We start from the raw sequence: 18,531 nt of genomic DNA, 5'->3' as shown, positions 1-18,531 counted from the left end.
GTCTACATACAAGTTTCCCTATATGCTTACTAAAATTTTCGTGCAATTCATCTCACAACTAAAGTTGCGAGTGTTCTTGCACTATTTAATAAAACTCACTCCCTATATTTGAATTTATCATTATTTATTTTAAAAATGACTTTTTTAATTTATTTAAAATCAAATACACTTTACTTCTATGCTCTATTTCAACAGCTAAAATTATTAACTTATCATCTTGGATTTTCAGAATTGTTTATTTTTTTCAAAAAATCATAAATTTTTTACTTGTATTTTTATCCATCTTTTGTAATTTTTTTGCTGCATATTTAGATAACAATACTTTATATTTCACTTAAAATCCCATTTTCTTTCCAAAATCTTCAAGAGATATCATCGGGGATTTTTTAGCTTTTTTAGATAATTTCATTATTCTTTTTATTTCTGATTTGGAAATTTGTTCATTTTCTTCTATTTTATCTAATTCTTTTGATATCAAATTATTAATAAAGTTGTTATCATATTCCAAAACTTCTTTTAACTGTTTTTGTTTTTTTTCGTTTAATTCAATATCTATTATCATAATATTTCCCTCCTAAAATAAATTTTGTAATTTTTTTAGAAATTGAATAATTTTTAAGTTCATTTAATAGAATATCTATATTTTTATTATACCACAAAATTTTCATTATAAATATTATTTTATATCAAGTTTATTTTTTTGATGGAATTTTTGTCTTAATTTTAGTTTAAAAATCCCAATTCCCTTTTCAATGCTCATCTCCTGTGAAAAATTATATACAAACATATTTGTAAATTTTAAATCCATTTTTTTATTTGATCCCAAATCAACAAACATTTCCAAATTTCGATAATCACTCTTTTGAAGATATGATTCAGCCCATTCCACCAAGTCTATTATATTTTTTTTGTTTTTCTCATACAAGTCATCATTTACACTTTTAGTTTCTGGATTTGAATTATTTCCAGCATTTTCCAAATTTGAAATAATTTTTCCAGTTATTTCCATTTCTACTGTGCTTCTGCTATTTGCTAAATTTGTATCTTCTGCAAGCCCAATTTTGTATTTTACTTCGATAATCTCATCTTCACTTACATTTATTTCCTTTTTACTTTCCTCATCTGTAATTCTTAATCTATATTTCATTTATCCCACCCCTTAATTTTTTTAAAAAACTGCTATTTCATCAATTTTTACTGTTTCTCCAACACTTACAACTCCAAAATGATTCTTCCAAAAAATCTTCAATTCCAGTCCAAATTCCAGAAATAACAATTCTAACGTTTTTATTTTTGCGATATTCTCTTTATTTTTTTCTCTATTTATATAAATTATTATTTTATTTTTTTGATGTTTTTCCCTATAAATAATCGAATCTAAAAAAAAGTATTTAATTCCAAACTTAAAATTTTTCATAGAATTGACATTATTAATTTTTTCATTATAGATCAAAAGTGCCACATATTCCTGCTCTTCCCTATCCAAAAGCAAAAAATATTTTTTTAAGTTCTTTCCTAAAATTCCTTTTCTTATATCTTCTGAAATTTTTTCACAAACAATGTCAATCACTGTCGTTCCACTTGCAAAATCAAGTTCCCTTAAATAATTTATTGCATTATTTTCAATATTTTTCTTGAAATTCTTTAAGATATGCTCATTTTTATCTTCCCTTGATTCGTCAATTGTATTTTTTCTGCGTCTAAAACTGCTTATTTTAGACTCTTTTTTAATAACATTTTCCGTTGTCAAATTTTTAATTTTGTTATCCTTTTGAAGTTTATTTTCAAATTCAAAAAAATTATTATAATAATTTACAAAATTGGTAAATATTTTATTAAATCTCACATAAGGATTTACTTTCATAGCTTTTTTCTTCTCAAATTTATCACAAAAAAAATCATCATTTACCTCAATATATGCTGATACATTATTTTCCAGCTCAAATTGTGTATTTATAGGAACTGCCCATATATACGGATATCCTTTTTTATTTTTATTCGCCATACAGATACCCCCTGCACTCAAATTCACTGTAATTATTTTGAATTTCTGAAATTAAAAAGCTCACTTTGTCCTCTGAATATTCATTAAAATTCTTAATTTCCACAAACAGGTTTAATTTAGGTTTTTTATCAAAATATTCCCTTTGAAATTCATTCCTCAAATTTTCATTGCAGTCATAAATATCCAGATTTCCTTCAACATTTTCCTTAAAATTAATATCTTTTAATATAATTTCATCCTTTACAAACTCATATTCCAAAAAATATTTTTCCAAAAATGCACGACTTCTTGTATTTTTATTTTTTTTTTGAATTTTATCAATAAAGCTTTCATTTTTAAAATTTGTAAAATGAAAATAATTTCCCTGGTTTTCATTATTTTTTTCAAAAATTTCAAGCATTTTCCTGCATTTTTCTATTGGCTTTATGGAAAAAATATCCCATACATCACCTGTATTTTTCTTTGAAATAATGTTTAATTTATTTTTTCCGCTGTAATAACAGCAAAGAATATCTTCATTTTGATGATTTGACACTAAAATTTGTTCATTGTCTTCAAAATTTATTGTATATTCAAAGGATAAATCAATTTTTGTTGGACGTACAAATATAGTGCTTATAATCTTCTTTTTTTCAATATTCCAAAGCAATTCCATATTTCTTAGCACCTTATCTTGAATCTCTTCAAAATCATAAGTAATCTCACAATCTCTAGTTTGAATTTTTTCCAATATATCCTTTTTCATTTCAAAATCATATTCAACCATCTCAACTTTATAACATCTCATAAAATGTGCCATATTAAGAGTTTTCCAGCTTTTTCCATTCAGCTCAAATGAATTATGTAATTTTTTTATTTCATCCAAATAACTCTCATCCCTTGCAAATCTCACTTTAATTTCATAATTATTTCCATCAATATTTACCCATCCAGCAAATTCTCTTTCAGAAACCTCATTAATTTTACGTAAATCCAAATTTAAATAAACATTTTCCAAATAAATATTTTCATAATCTTCACTAAAAATATCTACTTTATCAGCTACTGGAAAAAATACACCATCCATTTTAAACACATCCTCGCTTTTCACCAGCACCGTTTCAACAAAAATACTTTCATTCTCTAAATTTTCAGCAATCTTAACCTCTAAAAACTTATCTTTAATTTCCTGAAATCTCTCCTGCATCTCCACATTCATTTCAAAAAACATTTCTCTTAGACTTTTTCCAAGCATTTCTTTTTCAAAAATTTCATTTTCTCTATTCATAACCCCTCCAATATTTAACTATATTTTAATTTTACCATATAATTAATTTTTTTTCAAATATTTTTATTGAAAATTTAATATTTTTAAAATATAGAAAATTTTAACCTTTTATAATTGTAAAAGTATAAAAAAAATGCTAAAATTAATTAAAATATAAGATATTATTCTACTAAAAATAAAAAATTGCAAAATATACTCAGGAGGAAATATTTTATGAGCTATCAAACTATAATTGTCGGAATTGCAGGAGGAACTGGTTCTGGTAAAACTAGTGTAACTCAAGCTATAATCAAAAATTTAGAAAAAACTGGGATTCATTCAATTTTACTTGAGCAAGATTCGTATTATAAAGGAAATGACCATTTAACTTATGAACAAAGAACTAAATTAAATTATGACCATCCAGATGCGATTGATTTTGATTTGCTCGAAAAGCATATTTTGACATTAAAAGATGGAAAATCTATTGAAAAACCCATTTATGACTTTCAAGTTCATAACAGAATTAATAAAACTCAACATATTGAACCTGCAAATTTAATTATTGTGGAGGGAATTTTAGTCCTTGCCATTGCAAAAATTAGAGATCTTTTTGATGCAAAACTATTTGTAGATACTGATGATGATGAAAGGCTTTTAAGAAGAATTGAAAGGGATTTAAATGAACGTGCCAGAAGTTTTGAAAGTATAAAAAATCAGTATATAAATACTGTAAAACCGATGCACTTGGAGTTTGTCGAACCTTCTAAAAGATATGCAGATGTTATAATTCCACGTGGAAAAGATAATAAAGTGGGAATAAAAATGGTAGCAAGCAGACTTCGATATTTATTTAATAAATTAAATAAAAAATAATAATAAAACAAAAAATTGAAAGGAGTGTATGGTAATAAAAAAATTATCATACAATTAAATATTATGAAAATAGTTGTAATTGGAGGCGGAGCAGCTGGAATGATGTTTTCGACTCAATATAAAAAAGCAAATCCTAAAGATGAAATTATTTTATTTGAAAAATCATCTTATGTAGCTTGGGCAGGATGTCCAACACCTTATTTCATTGCTGATGAATTGAAGAGAAGTGATGTTCTGCACGGAACGCCTGAAGATTTTATAAATCGTGGAATTAATGTGAAAATTCATCACGAAGTTACAAAAATAGATTTTGAAAATAAAACTTTAACAGTAAAAGGCAATGAAATCAACGGAACAATTTCTTACGACAAATTGGTAATTGCTGTTGGAGCAAAATCCTTTGTGCCAAATCTTGCTGGATACTCTGAAAATCTGGAAAATGTATTTACTTTATCACATGCAGAACATGCCTTTAAAATAAAAGATTTTCTAAATGAAAATAAATCAAGATTAAAAAACGCAGTTGTTGTAGGGGCTGGATTCATTGGGCTAGAAATGGCTGAATCATTTAGAAAAAATAGATTAAATGTTACATTGATTGAAAAATCTAGTCAAATTCTTCCAAACGTTTCAGAAAATTTAAAAAAAAGAATTTATAAAGAAATAGAAAAAAATGATGTTATATTAAAACTAAATTCAGGTGTTTCAGAAATAATTTCTGAAAATAATATAGCAAAATCAGTAAAATTAGACAATGGAGAAATTGTGGATTTTGATATTGCATTATTTAGTATTGGAATTACTCCAAATATTGATTTTCTGCCTAAAGAATTAAAAACTGATTCTGGAAAGATTTCTGTAAATGATAAATTTGAAACAAATATTAAAGATGTATATGCAATTGGAGATTGTATTTTTAACAAATATTACAAAACTGACAGAAATTTATATGCTCCATTTGGAGATGTGGCAAATAAGCATGGAATGTTCCTTGCAAAACATTTATCAGGAAAAGATGTGAGCTGGAAAGGCTTGATCCGTTCTTTTGCAACTTCATTTTATGACGTAAAACTGGCACAAACTGGACTTTCACTAAAAGAAGCTCTGCAATTAGGATACAATGCTGATGTAGTTTCAATGAAAGCAATGTATAAAAATTCTGGCTTTGAAGATTCTGTTCCTGCAAGTGCAGAAATTATTTATGACAAAGATAAAAAAATTGTTCTTGGCGGAGCAATGGTTGGAAAGGAAGCAGTTGCTCAATTTGTAGACCAGATGGCTATTGTGATTACTCTTGAAACGCCTATTGAAAAATTCATAGAAATTGACTTTGCATATTCTCCAACAAATGCAAGTGTTTGGAACCCGTTATTGGTTACATACAGAAAAGTTATTAAATAAAACAGGAGTTTTTATGAAAAAGAGAATTAAAAATTTGCATAAAAACAAAAGATTTCGGATAAGTTATCGGGTTATTTTTATTTTCTTGGCATTATACAGTTTTGTCACTACAATTTTGGATTTACACGGTGATATTAACATTTTTAATAATCCAATCCTGGAATTTATTGATGTATCAATTTATTTAATTTTTGCAGCTGATTATTTTATACGTTTTACAAATTCAGACAATAAATTAGATTTTATTGAAAGCAATATTCCTGATTTAATCTCAATTATTCCGTATTATTCTATTTTTAGATTATTCAGGATTTTTAAGATTAGACGTTTAGCCAGAGTTTTTAAACATTTAAAGCTGACAAAAACTTATTTATCTGTAAAAAAATTCTATAAAAAAATTAAAAAATTCTTGAGAGCAAATGGACTTATTTATTTGTTAATATTTGCTGTACTTGGAATCATAGTATCTGCCCTAATAGTTTCCTATGTTGAAAAACTCTCCTATTTCAATGGCTTATGGTGGGCATTTGTAACTGCAACTACTGTCGGTTATGGCGATGTCTACCCACATACATTTATTGGAAGAATAATTGCTATTTTTCTAATACTGATTGGAATGGGAACTTTTGGAATGATCACAGGAGCAATTACAAGTTATTTTTTAAATCGCCAAGCTGACTTAATTCCAGATGATGATTTAGATGAATACATCCTTAATTCTTCAAATTACACGGATTCAGAAAAGCAGGAAATTATATCTTTTATACAATTTGTAAGAAATAAAAGAAAAAAATAAATTATACTAAAATCTTTTTAACAATATCTAGCAAGAAGTCTCCCTCTTCTACAAGAGGGAGCAGTTCACTACAGAGAAGAATAGTAAGTTTTAACTCATCTTATTATTCTCCTGTATTTTTTATTATTGGATATGTTCGATAACCTAATTTTTTTATCTCTATAAGGAGTCACGAACACTTGCTTTAGAATATTTATTTTATTAAATTCTGAATTTGTATGGCTATCAAATAGGTCTATTAATTGCTATGAACTTTTTTTCCTTTAATTCGCACGTCCGAACTCAATGATTCCATTGTTATTTCCTTTTCTTTCCCAACAATATTTATTTTAGAAGCATAAAAATCGGCATCCCCAATGGATTCTATCCCTAAATAATTATTCGATGCCACTACCAAATTTTGAGTTGCCTTATTTACAAAATTATCCGCATTTTCAACTATATTAGGTGAATCTACACTATATTTTTCAGCTGTCTTAATTTCAAAAGTATTTAAATTCAAGCTAAAATTAAAATCGCTTTGATTAACCTGAAAATTTCTTTTTGTATAATCGCTAAATCTTCCATTTCCTTTATTATTTATTGCCCACGACACTTTTGCAAATCGCTCGTCTTCATTTGGAAAATAAACTTCCACAGTATCATTTACTTCTGGAGTGCAGAAAAATCCAGTATTTGTCTGTGAATAAAAAGTTTGATAACTTAAAGGAAATCTCTTTACTCCATAATCATCATAAGCTTTATCATTACTTTCAGTATTACTTCTTTCACTAACAATTTTTTTTAATCCTTGTGAAAATCTTACTTCCATTTTAGCAATTCCATTATCTTCAAAAACCCGTTCTACATTAGCTTCAATTCTGCATCCCCTAATTCTTTCATTATATTTTTTAAATATATGATAACTACCCATATCTGTTGCTAAAAATTCACTTTTCAATACAAAATCTTTCAAAAATATTTTAGTTTTTAATACAGAAAAGCTTCCCTTGCTACCATTAAAACTTTCAATATTTTTTCCAGTTTTTTCAACTTCATTTTTTTCAAGATTTTCGGAAATAGAAATAGTATCTCCCAAATTTATTACTTTATTTGACTGCACTTTATAATACAAATTTTTATAATCCCTTACGAGCGAATAATCTGAAAAATATTTATTTTCTTTCTTAACTTCCCCCATTTCTATCATTCCAAATAATATTATCCCTTGCTCAACTACAAACAGCCCAGTTTTCAACTGACTTGCAAGCCTTACTAAAAATTCCCAGTCTGTCTCATCAAACTGTACAATAATAGTCCCAATCTGTTTTTTTGCAATATCAGAATACTTTATTTCTAACTTTTTATCAGCATAATCTTTATTAATCTCATCAATTATATTTGAAAACATAAAGTTCCCATCTTGAAAAACCCTGTATTTCTTCTCATTTTTTCTATCAAAAATTACACTTTTGGAAAATGCCTTTATCAAAATCCTGCAACCATAACTTCCATAATCTAATATTTCAAAATAATCAACTATTCCACAAAAAATTTTTCTTTTAATATTTTGAGTTGTTTTTGAAAGTTCAACTTCGATCTCAACATTTTCTTTCTCAATAATTTTTTCTAAATTCTTTCTTTCCTTATCATCTATTTCTAGTTGCATTTCCAGCTTCTGATGCTCATTAATATTTTCATTCAACACAAATTCTTGAATTACAAAATTATCCAGATTTTTCTTATCCAGTATAATTCCAACATTTCTCCCTTCATACATATTTTCAATATTTGCACTTTCATTCCCCATTTTCATCACCTCAACCTCAAATTTTTATATATTATTAATTAATTATTAATATATATTTCATTATACTATATTTTAAATAAATTTTCAATCTTTGATTATAAATTTTTTTATTTAATATTTATATAAAAAAGTCAAAATATAAATTTTTATTTTATATTAGATATTTTACTCTATACAATTTAAATTATTTATTGAAAAATACGCTATTTTATAATATAATATTTTATATATAAAGAACAATGTATTTCAACAAAGAGATTTATCTCTTTATTGTTAAGTAAATAAAACAAAAGAAAGGAAGAAAGTAACTATGTTTATAAATACTATGAAAACAGGGTTTCTAATGTTTGGATTAGTTTTTCTCTTTGTAGCAATTGGTGGTGCATTGGGAAATCAACAAGGTGCATTAATTGGACTTATAATTGCTGGTGGTATAAGTTTTTACAGTTATTGGTTTAGTGACAAAATGGTTATTAGAGCCTATAATGGACAAGAAGTTAATTTACAAAATAACCCAAGATTATATCATCTAATACAAAGACTATCCCAAAATGCCAATTTACCTATGCCAAAAATTTACATAATTCCAGAACGACAGCCAAATGCTTTTGCAACTGGAAGAAATCCACAAAATGCAGCAGTCGCCTGTACTGCTGGACTACTTGAATTAATGGATGATAATGAACTGGCTGGAGTACTAGGTCATGAGTTAGGACATATAAAACATCGTGATATTTTAATTAGTACAATTGCTGCTACTTTTGCTGGAGCAATTGCAAATATTTCAAGATTTTTACCTTATGTATCAAGTGGAAACACTAGAAATGGTGAAAGAAGAAGAAATAATCTTGCTACTGCAATGCTATTATCGTTTTTAGCTCCAATAGCAGCTTCCATAATTCAAATGTCTATTTCAAGAAGAAGAGAATACATGGCAGATAGAGCAGGAGCCGAATTTTCAGGAAATCCCTTATATTTACGTAATGCATTGCAAAAGTTAGAAAATTATAGTCACAATATTCCAATGAATAGAGAAGATCCAGCAACAGCTCATATGTTTATTGTGAATCCATTTTCAGACCTTGGAAATTTAAAAAATTTATTTAGTACACATCCATCTACTGATGACCGAATAAGAGAGCTTGAAAAAATGGCAAAAGAACAAAATATATTATAATTTAATTTAATAACTGTAATGGATGTATATTTAAGAGTAAATGAAAATTTTTATTTTACTTGAGAATTTATTTTAAATATGATAAAATATATAAAAGTTATCAAATATATATGGAGAATAGATAAGATATGATTAACACTTTTACATTTTTAACATTACTATTACTTTTTGTACGTATTTACTCTCTTGTTTCACTCTTATTTTTAAGTGGAAAACGAGTTCAATTTGCAGAAAGAATAACAGTATTTATACTTTTATTTGAAGTTATGACTATATTTTTGTATGCTTTTTTTACATCATTCCGTTATCTACTACCACCAGTTTTAATGTTGCTAAAAACTCAAAAACTTTTTATCTTAAAAAATTTTTCAGTAAAACTTTTAGTATACTGTATTTTAAATCTGGCATTAAGTTTTACATTCGGAAGTCAAGGCATCTTCAAATTTATAAATAGATTTATAGTAGGAACAATTTTATTAACAAATATTATTTACGGTTTTATGTTAATAATATAAATTTAAATTAAAAAAATAGATAACTTGGTACAGTATAATCACTATACCAAAAGTTATCTATTTTTATTATTATTCCAAATCACATTATCCTTCTTGCTTTTCAAGAATCATATTCACTTCTTCAATAATTATATCTGGATTTAATCCGTGAACAGCAATCCCTTCACCTAAAGTTTCTGCACTCGAAATAATACATCCAACACACCCAAGTCCATATCTCATCAATACTTGTGCAATAATTGGATATTTTTCTACAGCTTCCATTATATTCATATCTTTTGTTACTTTTTCCATAATAATTTCCTCCTATTTTTATATTCTATTATGATCAAATTTTTTTAAATAACAATTCATACTAAACCCTATTTAAAAATAAAATGAAAATTTATATTACCCTATAAGTATACCAAATTAAATCACTTCAGTCAACTTTTATAAACAAATATTTTCTAAATCAAAGAATATTTAAAATAAAAAAAGATTGAAATAGAGCTCTTATAAATAATTATTCTAATTCAATCTAATTTACAAATTTATTTTAAATTCATTTATATTTATTTTACAGCTTCATATTTTTTAGATACTACATCCCAATTTATAACGTTAAAGAAAGCTGTAATGTAATCTGGTCGTCTATTTTGGTAATTCAAATAGTATGCATGTTCCCATACATCTATCCCTAAAATAGGAGTTCCTTGTGAACATTCACAACATGTTACACCTGGCATTAATGGATTATCTTGATTTGCTGTTGAAGTTACTTTTAATTTTCCGTCTTTGTTTACAACAAGCCAAGCCCATCCTGATCCAAATCTAGTTGCAGCTGCTTTTGAAAATTCTTCTTTAAATTTTTCAAAACTTCCAAATGATTCATTTATTTTTTCAGCTAAATCACCTTTTGGTTCTCCACCTGCATTAGGCCCCATTACTTCAAAATATAAGTTATGGTTATAAAAACCTCCACCATTATTTCTAACAGCTCCTCTTATATCTTCTGGCAATGCATCTAAATTTTTTAAAATTTCTTCTATTGGTTTTTCTAAAAATTGTGGTGCATTGTTTTTTAATGTATTATTCAAGTTATTAGTATAAGTTGCATGATGCTTTCCATAATGAATTTCCATTGTTTTTTTATCAATACTTGGTTCCAATGCATCAAAACTATAAGGTAGTTCTATTTGTTTAAACATTTTTATCACTCCTAATCTATTATTTAAATATATTTTATCATATTATTTTTATAAAATCAATAGAAATTTATATTTTTTATGAATTTGTTATTATTACAATTATGAATAACTAAACTATATAAAAAAGGGCCAAATAGCCCCTATTCCTTTATGATATATCCAACACTTCTCACGGTTTTTATAATTTTCTGATCATGTCCCTTATCTATTTTTGATCTCAAGAAATTAACATACACATCTACAATATTACTTTCTGAAACAAAGTCTATATCCCAAATCTTTTCAGAAATCATTGTTCTGGTAAGAACTCTGTTTTTATTTCTCAAGAAATATTCCAATAATAAAAATTCTTTATTTGTTAATTCTATTTCTTTTCCATCACGTTTAACTTCCCTATTTGCAGGATTTAATGTTAAATCATAGGCAGTTAAGATTCCCATTTCATCTTCAGTAAGTCGTTTATTCAAAATTCTTACTATTGCCCTAAACTTGGCTGAAAGTTCCTCTAATCTAAAATCATTATAAACATAGTCGTCTATTCCTTTTAACAATGCTTCAGTTTTTGAATATCTGTCATCTTGTTCGATTGCCATTAGAATATAACTTTGTTTCTTATATCTTATTATTTTTTCTATTGACATTGGAAAATCTTCAATTGAGTTAATATCTAAAAAAGAAATATCAAAAGTTTCTGTCTTTAAGGCATCCAACATTTGTTCTTCATTTTCTGCCAATATAACATTAAAACTTAATTCTTTTAATAACTGTCCCACTACCATTCTGGTTTTTTCATTTTTGTTAAATACTAATACTTTCATTCTTTTGTTGTATAATAAATGTATTACTACTATTACAGTACATCTAAAATACTTCTCCTTTCACATTTATTTTCCTACTTTTTATCTTCTTTTTCAGTTTTTTCAATTATTTTCGTAATTATATCATTCATCCGTCTTGACGCTAAAGAATCATTTGAAATAAATGGTAATCCATTATCACTAGATTCCACTATATTTCCATCTAATGGTATTGAGCCTAGAAATTCAGTATTTTTTTCCTGGGCCATTTTTTCAGCACCGCCTTTTTTAAAGATATTAACTTCTTTTTGACAATCAGGGCAAATAAAACCACTCATATTTTCAATTACACCTAGCACATTCAAGTTAATCAACTTAGCAAAATTTATTGATCTTGTAGAATCCAGCAAAGAAACTTTTTGTGGTGTTGTTACAATAATTGCTTTTGAATCAGATCCTATATTCTGAGCAATACCTAATGTTTCATCACCAGTTCCTGGTGGTAAATCAACTATTAAAAAATCAATATCTCCCCATTTAATTCCTTCTAACATTTCCATTATTGCTGTAATTTTTTGTGGTCCCTTCCATACAACTGGTGAATTATCAGGAACAAAAAAACTTAATGATGATATGTGCAAATTTTTGTTTATTTCCAGTGGCTCAGAAATTTTTGAAAGTTTTACACCTTCTTTTCCAAACATAATAGGAATATTAGGACCATGTAAATCTGCATCAAGAATACCAACTTTGTATCCTCGTAATGATAAGCCATAAGCTAAATTGACAGAAGTAGTTGTCTTTCCAACTCCACCTTTTCCACTCATAACTACTATTTTATGTTTAATTTTGGACATATTAGAATCAATTCTTTGCTTTCGTTCAGCTAAAGCTGGATTAGTTTGCATCCATTCCTCCTATTCTAAAAATACTATAATTTTATTTAATTTCCCTTCTTTAATTAAATCATAAACTTAAAAAAAATACAAGCAATTTTTTAAATTTTTTTAAAAAAATTAATTTTTTTATTACAGTAAATAAATTATATTTAAAATTTTTTTTATTAAAAATATACTAGACTAATTTGTATCTTTTTTATATAATATACATAAGTTATCTAGTAAAACTGTATTCAAAAATTATGACTATTTTACTCAAACCTTAAATTTACATGATTTTTACTAGTTCAATTTTAAATGGGATTGAGTATATTATTAAAATTTACAGATAGAAAGGAATAATTAACTATGAATTTTTATTTAAAGGAAAACATAAAAAGACTAATAATTTTTTTTGTTCTGACTCTTGCACTTATATGTAAAACAAAACCAGAAGATAAATATTTCTGGTACACTCCGCATGAAGTTATTTCAAATGTCGACAAACTTCAACCAGGAGATATTCTTATTTTATCAAAAAAACCAACTTTACGTTCAATGTGGGGACATGTTGCTGTTCTTAATGAACATAAAAAAATAGTCGAATTTCCAACATATTCTTCTGGTTACAGCGAAAGTCCAATATATGCCTGGGAAGATATTGATAGAAAAGTGGCTATTTTTAGGTTAAAAGGAATAGATGATAAATTTAAATCTGCACTATTTAAAGAAATTGACGAAACTATAACTAAGCCTTATGGTCTAACCTTCAATAAAAATTTTGACAAAAGGCTTTACTGTTCACAATTTGTATATCTGGTATTTAAAAAAGCGGGGAAAAAAGTTGGACGTGAAGTAGATCTAGATTCTAATGGTGGTGGATGGGTTATGCCATTTGATATAATGAACTCTCCGTTACTTGAAAATATATCTCTTTATTCTAACTAAGTCACAAAAACTAAATAAATTTTATATTTATATTAATAAAAAACTGTCTTGTATAATTTATTTTCATAATAAATTAATTATTACTTGACAGATTTTTATTTTCTATTATTTTTTATAAACTATTTTTATATTTTGATATTATCTAATAAATAAAAATGATATTAAATTTGAAAATTAGGCACTTTTCCTAATGTTGTTAAATCATAAGGAGTTCCTTGATAAACATGATGATTTATCCAATTTGAAAATAATAAATTTGCATGAGCTCTCCAAACAAAAAGTGGAGCTTTGCTTGTATCATCATTTGGATAATAATTGTACGGTATTTTTATACTTTTTCCTAATTTTACATCTCTTTCATATTCTTTTGCTAATGTCATTCTATCATATTCTAAATGCCCCATAATAAAAATATTACGTTTATCTCGGCTACGTACGATACTCACACCAGCTTCTTTAGAATTTGCTATGATTTCTAGTTCTGGAATTTTTTCTATATCTTTAGCATGAACTTCTGTATGTCTTGATTGCGGCATATTAAATATCTCGTCAAATCCTCTTAAAAGCATTGTATGACAAATATCTATTTTTAACGGATAAATTCCAAAAAGTTTTTCTTTTAGAGGATATTTCTGTATTCCATAGTGATAGTATAGTGCTGCCTGTGCTCCCCAGCAAATGCACATTGTAGAGTAAACGTGGGTTTTACTCCACTCCATAACTTCTGTTAATTCTTTCCAGTAAACGACCTTTTCAAAAGGTAAATTTTCCACAGGTGCCCCTGTTATTATAAGCCCGTCAAAATAATCATTTTTTATATCATTAAAAGTTTTATAAAAATTTGACATATGCTCTTTTGATATATTTTTAGATACATAAGATGTCATTTTTAAAAAAGTTACTTCTATTTGAAGCGGAGTATTGCTCAAAAGTCTTAACAACTGTGTTTCTGTTTCAATTTTTGTAGGCATAAGATTTATTATTATAAATTTTAAAGGGCGAATATCTTGTGACAATGCCCTTCTTTCGTCCATTACAAAGATGTTCTCCTTTGCTAAAATATCTACAGCCGGTAAATTATTTGGTATTTTTATAGGCATTGCATATTCTCCTTTCCTAAAAATTTTTTATTTTATTAAATTTCTAATTTTCTCTAATTGCTAACGGCATTGTAAAATATAGTGATTTATCATTATCTTCATCTTTTACGATTACTGAACTTTTATCATTTAATAATTCCAAGACAGTAACTTTTCCTTGAATCGTAGAAATATAATCAAGTAAAAATCTGACATTTAATGATATTCTTAAATCATCACCTTCCTGAATTGTACCAATTTCTTCTTTTATTTGTGCATTTTCACTTGTTCCTGTAAGCAGCAGCTTATTATTTAAAAAATTAAATATTCCACCATTTTTAGATTCTTTATTATCTCTAACAAATATAGCTGTCCTCTTTAATACTGATAAAAAATCCTTTGTATTTAATAATATTTTTTTGTTATGTTTTGAGTTATTCAAAATTGACTTGTAATCTGGAAATTGCAAATCAATTGTACGAGTTAATATTTCTACATTTGAAAATTTAAAAAATACTTTTGAACCATCTGATTTTAATATAATATTTTCTTCATCTATTAATTTCATAATTTTTATCAGTCCGTCAATCGTCTTTAATGGAATACTTAAACTAAGATTTTCCTTATTTTTTTGAGAATCATCCAAATCTTCCTCAATATATGTTAATCTATATGTATCAGATGAAATAAGTTTTAATTTATTTTCTTCAATTTCTACTCTGATACAATTTACAGCAAGATTTTCTGGATTTGGAGAAGCTGATATTTTTACATTTTCAATATTATTTAATAATTTTCCCTTTTCAAATACATATTCAACTCCACTTTCAAGTTTTGACTGAACTGGAAAATTCTCTACATTATACAAAGAAAACTCAGTGTTTGTCGAACCTGCTTGAATTATTAATTTACCACTTTCTTCAATCAATGTTATTTTATCATCAGAAATCTGTTTTAAAAACTCTTCAATTAATTTGTGCTTTATAACAATTTTTCCATCTTCTTTCACTTGTGCTTCTATTTCTGTATTTATTGAAAGTTCCAAATCTGTTCCTCGTAAAATTGCTTTTTCCCCTTGAGTTTCAATATAAATTCCAGAAAGAACTTCTCTTATTTTATTTTCAGTTACTGCATTTTCAACTATAGTCATAGCTCTTAATAATGATTTTCTATCTACAATTATATGTAACATATATCCACCTCTCCTTTACAATATATCCTTATATTCTTCTAAATGTTCTTTTAACTTTGTTATAGCCTTTTTTTCAATTTGTCTGACTCTTTCACGTGTAATCCCCATTTGTTCTCCAATTTCTTTTAATGTATGAATTTTATTATCATACAGTCCATAACGATATTCAAGAATCAATCTTTCACGCTCATTTAGAACTTTTTCAAGTAAATCCTTCATTTCGATAAGTTGGTCTTCCTTTATTATCTTATCCTCAACATCATCATTTTTTCCGATAATATCCTCCAGATAAATATTATCACCTATTGTTTCATTTAACGACATTATATCCTGAAATTCACCTAAAAGTAATATAACTTTACTTTCCTTCAAATCAACTTTTTTTGCAATATATTCTGTTGATGGAGCTTCACCGTGAATGGCAGTATAATCCTTTATGACTTTATTTACTTTTGATAGCTGCTCATATTTATAAGATGGTATTCTGATGTCTCTTCCAATATTAATAATTGCTTTTTTTATTGATTGTTTTATCCACCATACTGCATATGTGCTAAATCTATGTCCTTTTTCATAATCAAACTTATTTATAGCCTTTATCAACCCAATGTTCCCTTCACTAATTAAATCAATTAAAGGAAGTCCATTTCCAAGAGATTTTTTAGCTGTACTTATTACCAGTCTTAAATTTGATAAAATTAGTAATTGCCTTGCCTGCTCATCGTCATCCTCTCTAATACGTTTTAACAGTTCATATTCTTCTTCTTTTGAGAGCAGATCAAATTTTTGAATATCACTTAGATATAACGACATTAAGTTTAAGTTGTTATCTTCCATTACCTCACTCCAGTTTTATTTTTTATATACAATTTTTTAATTTTTAATTTAAAAATTCTGACTTCAAATCTCTATTCATAAATGTAGATTCCAGTTCTGAAACTGGCTTTCCAGCATAAATTACTTCATAAAGTGCTGTAAAAATAGGTGCTTTTAAGTTATTTTCCTTTATAATTTTGTAAAGAGCCTTTATTGTTTCTGCACCCTCTGATACCATATTCATGTGTGAAACTATATCTTCAATCTTTTGACCTTGTCCCAGCTTTTCACCAACATATCTATTTCTACTATGCTTACTTGTGCAAGTTACAATAATATCTCCAAGCCCCGATAACCCCATAAACGTTTTAGGATCAGCATTGTAATATTTTGCAATTTCAAATATTTCGTTAATTCCACGAGTTATAAGAGCAGCTTTTGTATTATCTCCATAACCCATTCCATCGGCAATTCCAGCTGCAATTGCAAGGCAATTTTTTAATGCTCCTGCAAGTTCAGCTCCCATAAGATCTGTTCCTGTATAAACTCTAAAATAATGATTACTGAACGTAGTCTGCACAATTTTTGCGGATTTTTCATCTTTAGATACAGAAAGTATAGCAGATGGCAATTTTTGTGCCACTTCTTCGGCATGTGTCGGACCAGCTAATAAAACATAGCTATACTCCTTATTTTCAAGTTCTTTAGCTACAATTTCAGAGATTCTTTTTTTGGTTGCAATTTCTAGCCCTTTTGCGACATTTACTAATATTATATTATAATTCAAAAAATTTTTCAATCTTTTTAAAATTTTTCTTAAAAATTGCGTTGGAGTTGCTAATAATAAAATATCAATTTTATTATATTTTTCACTATTATTTAATACTTCTCCATAATCATCCACAACATTAAGACTTTCAGGTAATTTTATATTTGGTAAAAATTTTGGATTTTCCTTTGTGTCACGAATAGTTTTTCTCACTTCTTCACTATGTTCCCACAAATATACCTTATGTCCATTTTCTACTAACAGTTTTGAAAGACAAGTTCCCCAGCTTCCACCACCAATAACCAATATATTTTTCATCATTATCCCTTCCTTTCCTATTCTTTATTTTTTAAGCTAAATTTGGACTCTGTTCCATTTCTTAATCTTTCAATATTACTTTTGTGTTTTACTACAATTAAAATTGCTATTAAAACTCCCAAAACAGTATATATTATTTGATGATACAAAAAATATATAAAAATAGGAAGCGATATAGCTGCAAAAATTGAAGAAAGTGAAACATATTTTGAAATAGCAAAAACTATAAAAAACACAATTGCTGCAAGCAGTATAGCTTTCGGTACCAAAACTAAAAATACTCCAAGCGTTGTTGCAACAGCTTTTCCACCTTTAAATTTCATAAAAATAGAAAATACATGTCCTAAAATCGCACAAATCCCAACTAACACATAATCCAAATTTTCAATTTTTGTTAAGTTTTCAAAAAAATTAGTTTTTAAAAAGATTGCAATCAATGTTGGAATTAATCCTTTAGAAATATCCAATATCAACGTTAAAATTCCTAACTTTGCCCCTAAAACACGTGCTGCATTTGTAGAACCTGTATTTTTACTTCCATGTTCACGAATATCTATCCCTTTAAAGACTTTTCCTATCCAAAGTGCATTCGGTATGCTTCCTAAAATATATGAAAGACCCATTAGTAAAATTGTAATCATTTTTATTCCTCTTTTATTTAATATATTTATTATTATTTTTATCTATTTTTTAGATTCCAATAAATGATTTTGCTTTTGTATCATTCTGTCAAAAAATT

The 18,531-nt window shown here is 26.7% G+C and carries 19 protein-coding genes; 5 read left to right on the top strand and 14 right to left on the bottom strand.

Annotation, left to right across the window (positions count from 1 at the left end; all coding sequences use genetic code 11):
• Positions 1-334: 334 nt before the first annotated feature.
• From ACO409_RS07790 to ACO409_RS07775, 4 genes are all read right to left on the bottom strand, one after another.
• Positions 335-562 (bottom strand): hypothetical protein, encoded by a 228-nt coding sequence (locus ACO409_RS07790; RefSeq protein ID WP_485556219.1) that lies wholly within the window; start codon positions 560-562, stop codon positions 335-337.
• A 114-nt stretch (positions 563-676) separates the two neighbouring features.
• Complete coding sequence (locus tag ACO409_RS07785; protein ID WP_485556218.1) at positions 677-1,147, bottom strand: hypothetical protein; 471 nt, start codon at positions 1,145-1,147, stop codon at positions 677-679.
• Between the two features lie 21 nt (positions 1,148-1,168).
• Positions 1,169-2,005, bottom strand: a complete 837-nt coding sequence (locus ACO409_RS07780; protein WP_485556217.1) for a hypothetical protein — start codon at positions 2,003-2,005, stop codon at positions 1,169-1,171.
• Positions 1,995-3,272: a hypothetical protein gene (locus ACO409_RS07775; protein WP_485556216.1), complete on the bottom strand. Its 1,278-nt coding sequence runs from the start codon at positions 3,270-3,272 to the stop codon at positions 1,995-1,997. The genes ACO409_RS07780 and ACO409_RS07775 overlap by 11 nt, the downstream gene beginning before the upstream one ends.
• 213 nt (positions 3,273-3,485) lie before the next feature.
• Here ACO409_RS07775 and udk point away from each other — a divergent pair, with 213 nt between their 5' ends.
• The 3 genes from udk to ACO409_RS07760 all read left to right on the top strand — a co-directional run bounded on the left by udk (position 3,486) and on the right by ACO409_RS07760 (position 6,324).
• On the top strand, positions 3,486-4,127 hold the full coding sequence (gene udk, locus ACO409_RS07770) for a uridine kinase (protein WP_485556215.1): 642 nt from the start codon (positions 3,486-3,488) through the stop codon (positions 4,125-4,127).
• Between the two features lie 63 nt (positions 4,128-4,190).
• A complete protein-coding gene (locus tag ACO409_RS07765) occupies positions 4,191-5,528 on the top strand; it encodes an FAD-dependent oxidoreductase (RefSeq protein ID WP_485556214.1) in 1,338 nt (445 codons plus the stop codon).
• Between the two features lie 13 nt (positions 5,529-5,541).
• Entirely contained in the window at positions 5,542-6,324 is a 783-nt protein-coding gene (locus ACO409_RS07760; protein WP_485556213.1) for a potassium channel family protein, read from the top strand.
• Between the two features lie 238 nt (positions 6,325-6,562).
• Here the strand turns inward: ACO409_RS07760 and ACO409_RS07755 are convergent, their stop codons facing one another.
• The gene (locus tag ACO409_RS07755) at positions 6,563-8,119 is read right to left on the bottom strand and encodes a contractile injection system protein, VgrG/Pvc8 family (RefSeq protein WP_485556212.1); all 1,557 of its coding nucleotides are present in this window, start codon (positions 8,117-8,119) and stop codon (positions 6,563-6,565) included.
• 304 nt (positions 8,120-8,423) lie between these two features.
• Here ACO409_RS07755 and htpX point away from each other — a divergent pair, with 304 nt between their 5' ends.
• Positions 8,424-9,290: a zinc metalloprotease HtpX gene (gene htpX / locus ACO409_RS07750; RefSeq protein WP_485556211.1), complete on the top strand. Its 867-nt coding sequence runs from the start codon at positions 8,424-8,426 to the stop codon at positions 9,288-9,290.
• Between the two features lie 599 nt (positions 9,291-9,889).
• Here htpX and ACO409_RS07745 read toward each other — a convergent pair.
• The 4 genes from ACO409_RS07745 to ACO409_RS07730 form a co-directional block, all read right to left on the bottom strand.
• Positions 9,890-10,099: a DUF1858 domain-containing protein gene (locus ACO409_RS07745; protein WP_018450121.1), complete on the bottom strand. Its 210-nt coding sequence runs from the start codon at positions 10,097-10,099 to the stop codon at positions 9,890-9,892.
• 260 nt (positions 10,100-10,359) lie between these two features.
• Positions 10,360-10,995: a superoxide dismutase gene (locus tag ACO409_RS07740; RefSeq protein ID WP_485556210.1), complete on the bottom strand. Its 636-nt coding sequence runs from the start codon at positions 10,993-10,995 to the stop codon at positions 10,360-10,362.
• 140 nt (positions 10,996-11,135) lie between these two features.
• On the bottom strand, positions 11,136-11,813 hold the full coding sequence (locus tag ACO409_RS07735) for a response regulator transcription factor (RefSeq protein WP_485556209.1): 678 nt from the start codon (positions 11,811-11,813) through the stop codon (positions 11,136-11,138).
• Positions 11,814-11,887: 74 nt separating this feature from the next.
• Positions 11,888-12,700, bottom strand: coding sequence for a P-loop NTPase (locus tag ACO409_RS07730; RefSeq protein ID WP_485556208.1), 813 nt, complete (start codon positions 12,698-12,700; stop codon positions 11,888-11,890).
• Between the two features lie 339 nt (positions 12,701-13,039).
• Here ACO409_RS07730 and ACO409_RS07725 point away from each other — a divergent pair, with 339 nt between their 5' ends.
• Entirely contained in the window at positions 13,040-13,618 is a 579-nt protein-coding gene (locus ACO409_RS07725; RefSeq protein WP_485556207.1) for a YiiX/YebB-like N1pC/P60 family cysteine hydrolase, read from the top strand.
• A 161-nt stretch (positions 13,619-13,779) separates the two neighbouring features.
• Here the strand turns inward: ACO409_RS07725 and metA are convergent, their stop codons facing one another.
• The 5 genes from metA to plsY are packed head-to-tail and all read right to left on the bottom strand — an operon-like array spanning position 13,780 to position 18,433.
• Positions 13,780-14,718, bottom strand: a complete 939-nt coding sequence (gene metA / locus ACO409_RS07720) for a homoserine O-acetyltransferase MetA (protein WP_485556206.1) — start codon at positions 14,716-14,718, stop codon at positions 13,780-13,782.
• Between the two features lie 43 nt (positions 14,719-14,761).
• Entirely contained in the window at positions 14,762-15,889 is a 1,128-nt protein-coding gene (gene dnaN / locus ACO409_RS07715; RefSeq protein ID WP_485556205.1) for a DNA polymerase III subunit beta, read from the bottom strand.
• 15 nt (positions 15,890-15,904) lie between these two features.
• The gene (locus ACO409_RS07710) at positions 15,905-16,726 is read right to left on the bottom strand and encodes a sigma-70 family RNA polymerase sigma factor (protein WP_485556204.1); all 822 of its coding nucleotides are present in this window, start codon (positions 16,724-16,726) and stop codon (positions 15,905-15,907) included.
• Between the two features lie 43 nt (positions 16,727-16,769).
• Positions 16,770-17,792, bottom strand: coding sequence for an NAD(P)H-dependent glycerol-3-phosphate dehydrogenase (locus tag ACO409_RS07705; protein WP_485556203.1), 1,023 nt, complete (start codon positions 17,790-17,792; stop codon positions 16,770-16,772).
• Between the two features lie 17 nt (positions 17,793-17,809).
• A complete protein-coding gene (gene plsY, locus ACO409_RS07700; RefSeq protein WP_485556202.1) occupies positions 17,810-18,433 on the bottom strand; it encodes a glycerol-3-phosphate 1-O-acyltransferase PlsY in 624 nt (207 codons plus the stop codon).
• Between the last annotated feature and the right edge of the window lie 98 nt (positions 18,434-18,531).

The sequence above is a fragment of the Leptotrichia sp. genome (genome assembly GCF_057270615.1).
The sequence above is the reverse complement of the archived record's forward strand: the minus strand, read 5'-3'. Positions and strand labels throughout refer to the sequence as shown.

What these genes read in the sequence shown, in the direction of transcription:
- ACO409_RS07790 (WP_485556219.1), bottom strand. Translation starts at nt 562, where the DNA reads ATGATAATAGATATTGAATTAAACGAAAAAAAACAAAAACAGTTAAAA.
- ACO409_RS07765 (WP_485556214.1), top strand. Translation starts at nt 4,191, where the DNA reads ATGAAAATAGTTGTAATTGGAGGCGGAGCAGCTGGAATGATGTTTTCG.
- ACO409_RS07755 (WP_485556212.1), bottom strand. Translation starts at nt 8,119, where the DNA reads ATGAAAATGGGGAATGAAAGTGCAAATATTGAAAATATGTATGAAGGG.
- ACO409_RS07725 (WP_485556207.1), top strand. Translation starts at nt 13,040, where the DNA reads ATGAATTTTTATTTAAAGGAAAACATAAAAAGACTAATAATTTTTTTT.
- ACO409_RS07735 (WP_485556209.1), bottom strand. Translation starts at nt 11,813, where the DNA reads ATGAAAGTATTAGTATTTAACAAAAATGAAAAAACCAGAATGGTAGTG.
- ACO409_RS07705 (WP_485556203.1), bottom strand. Translation starts at nt 17,792, where the DNA reads ATGAAAAATATATTGGTTATTGGTGGTGGAAGCTGGGGAACTTGTCTT.
- ACO409_RS07740 (WP_485556210.1), bottom strand. Translation starts at nt 10,995, where the DNA reads ATGTTTAAACAAATAGAACTACCTTATAGTTTTGATGCATTGGAACCA.
- ACO409_RS07780 (WP_485556217.1), bottom strand. Translation starts at nt 2,005, where the DNA reads ATGGCGAATAAAAATAAAAAAGGATATCCGTATATATGGGCAGTTCCT.
- ACO409_RS07710 (WP_485556204.1), bottom strand. Translation starts at nt 16,726, where the DNA reads ATGGAAGATAACAACTTAAACTTAATGTCGTTATATCTAAGTGATATT.
- ACO409_RS07730 (WP_485556208.1), bottom strand. Translation starts at nt 12,700, where the DNA reads ATGCAAACTAATCCAGCTTTAGCTGAACGAAAGCAAAGAATTGATTCT.
- metA (WP_485556206.1), bottom strand. Translation starts at nt 14,718, where the DNA reads ATGCCTATAAAAATACCAAATAATTTACCGGCTGTAGATATTTTAGCA.
- ACO409_RS07760 (WP_485556213.1), top strand. Translation starts at nt 5,542, where the DNA reads ATGAAAAAGAGAATTAAAAATTTGCATAAAAACAAAAGATTTCGGATA.
- plsY (WP_485556202.1), bottom strand. Translation starts at nt 18,433, where the DNA reads ATGATTACAATTTTACTAATGGGTCTTTCATATATTTTAGGAAGCATA.
- ACO409_RS07775 (WP_485556216.1), bottom strand. Translation starts at nt 3,272, where the DNA reads ATGAATAGAGAAAATGAAATTTTTGAAAAAGAAATGCTTGGAAAAAGT.
- dnaN (WP_485556205.1), bottom strand. Translation starts at nt 15,889, where the DNA reads ATGTTACATATAATTGTAGATAGAAAATCATTATTAAGAGCTATGACT.
- ACO409_RS07785 (WP_485556218.1), bottom strand. Translation starts at nt 1,147, where the DNA reads ATGAAATATAGATTAAGAATTACAGATGAGGAAAGTAAAAAGGAAATA.
- ACO409_RS07745 (WP_018450121.1), bottom strand. Translation starts at nt 10,099, where the DNA reads ATGGAAAAAGTAACAAAAGATATGAATATAATGGAAGCTGTAGAAAAA.
- udk (WP_485556215.1), top strand. Translation starts at nt 3,486, where the DNA reads ATGAGCTATCAAACTATAATTGTCGGAATTGCAGGAGGAACTGGTTCT.
- htpX (WP_485556211.1), top strand. Translation starts at nt 8,424, where the DNA reads ATGTTTATAAATACTATGAAAACAGGGTTTCTAATGTTTGGATTAGTT.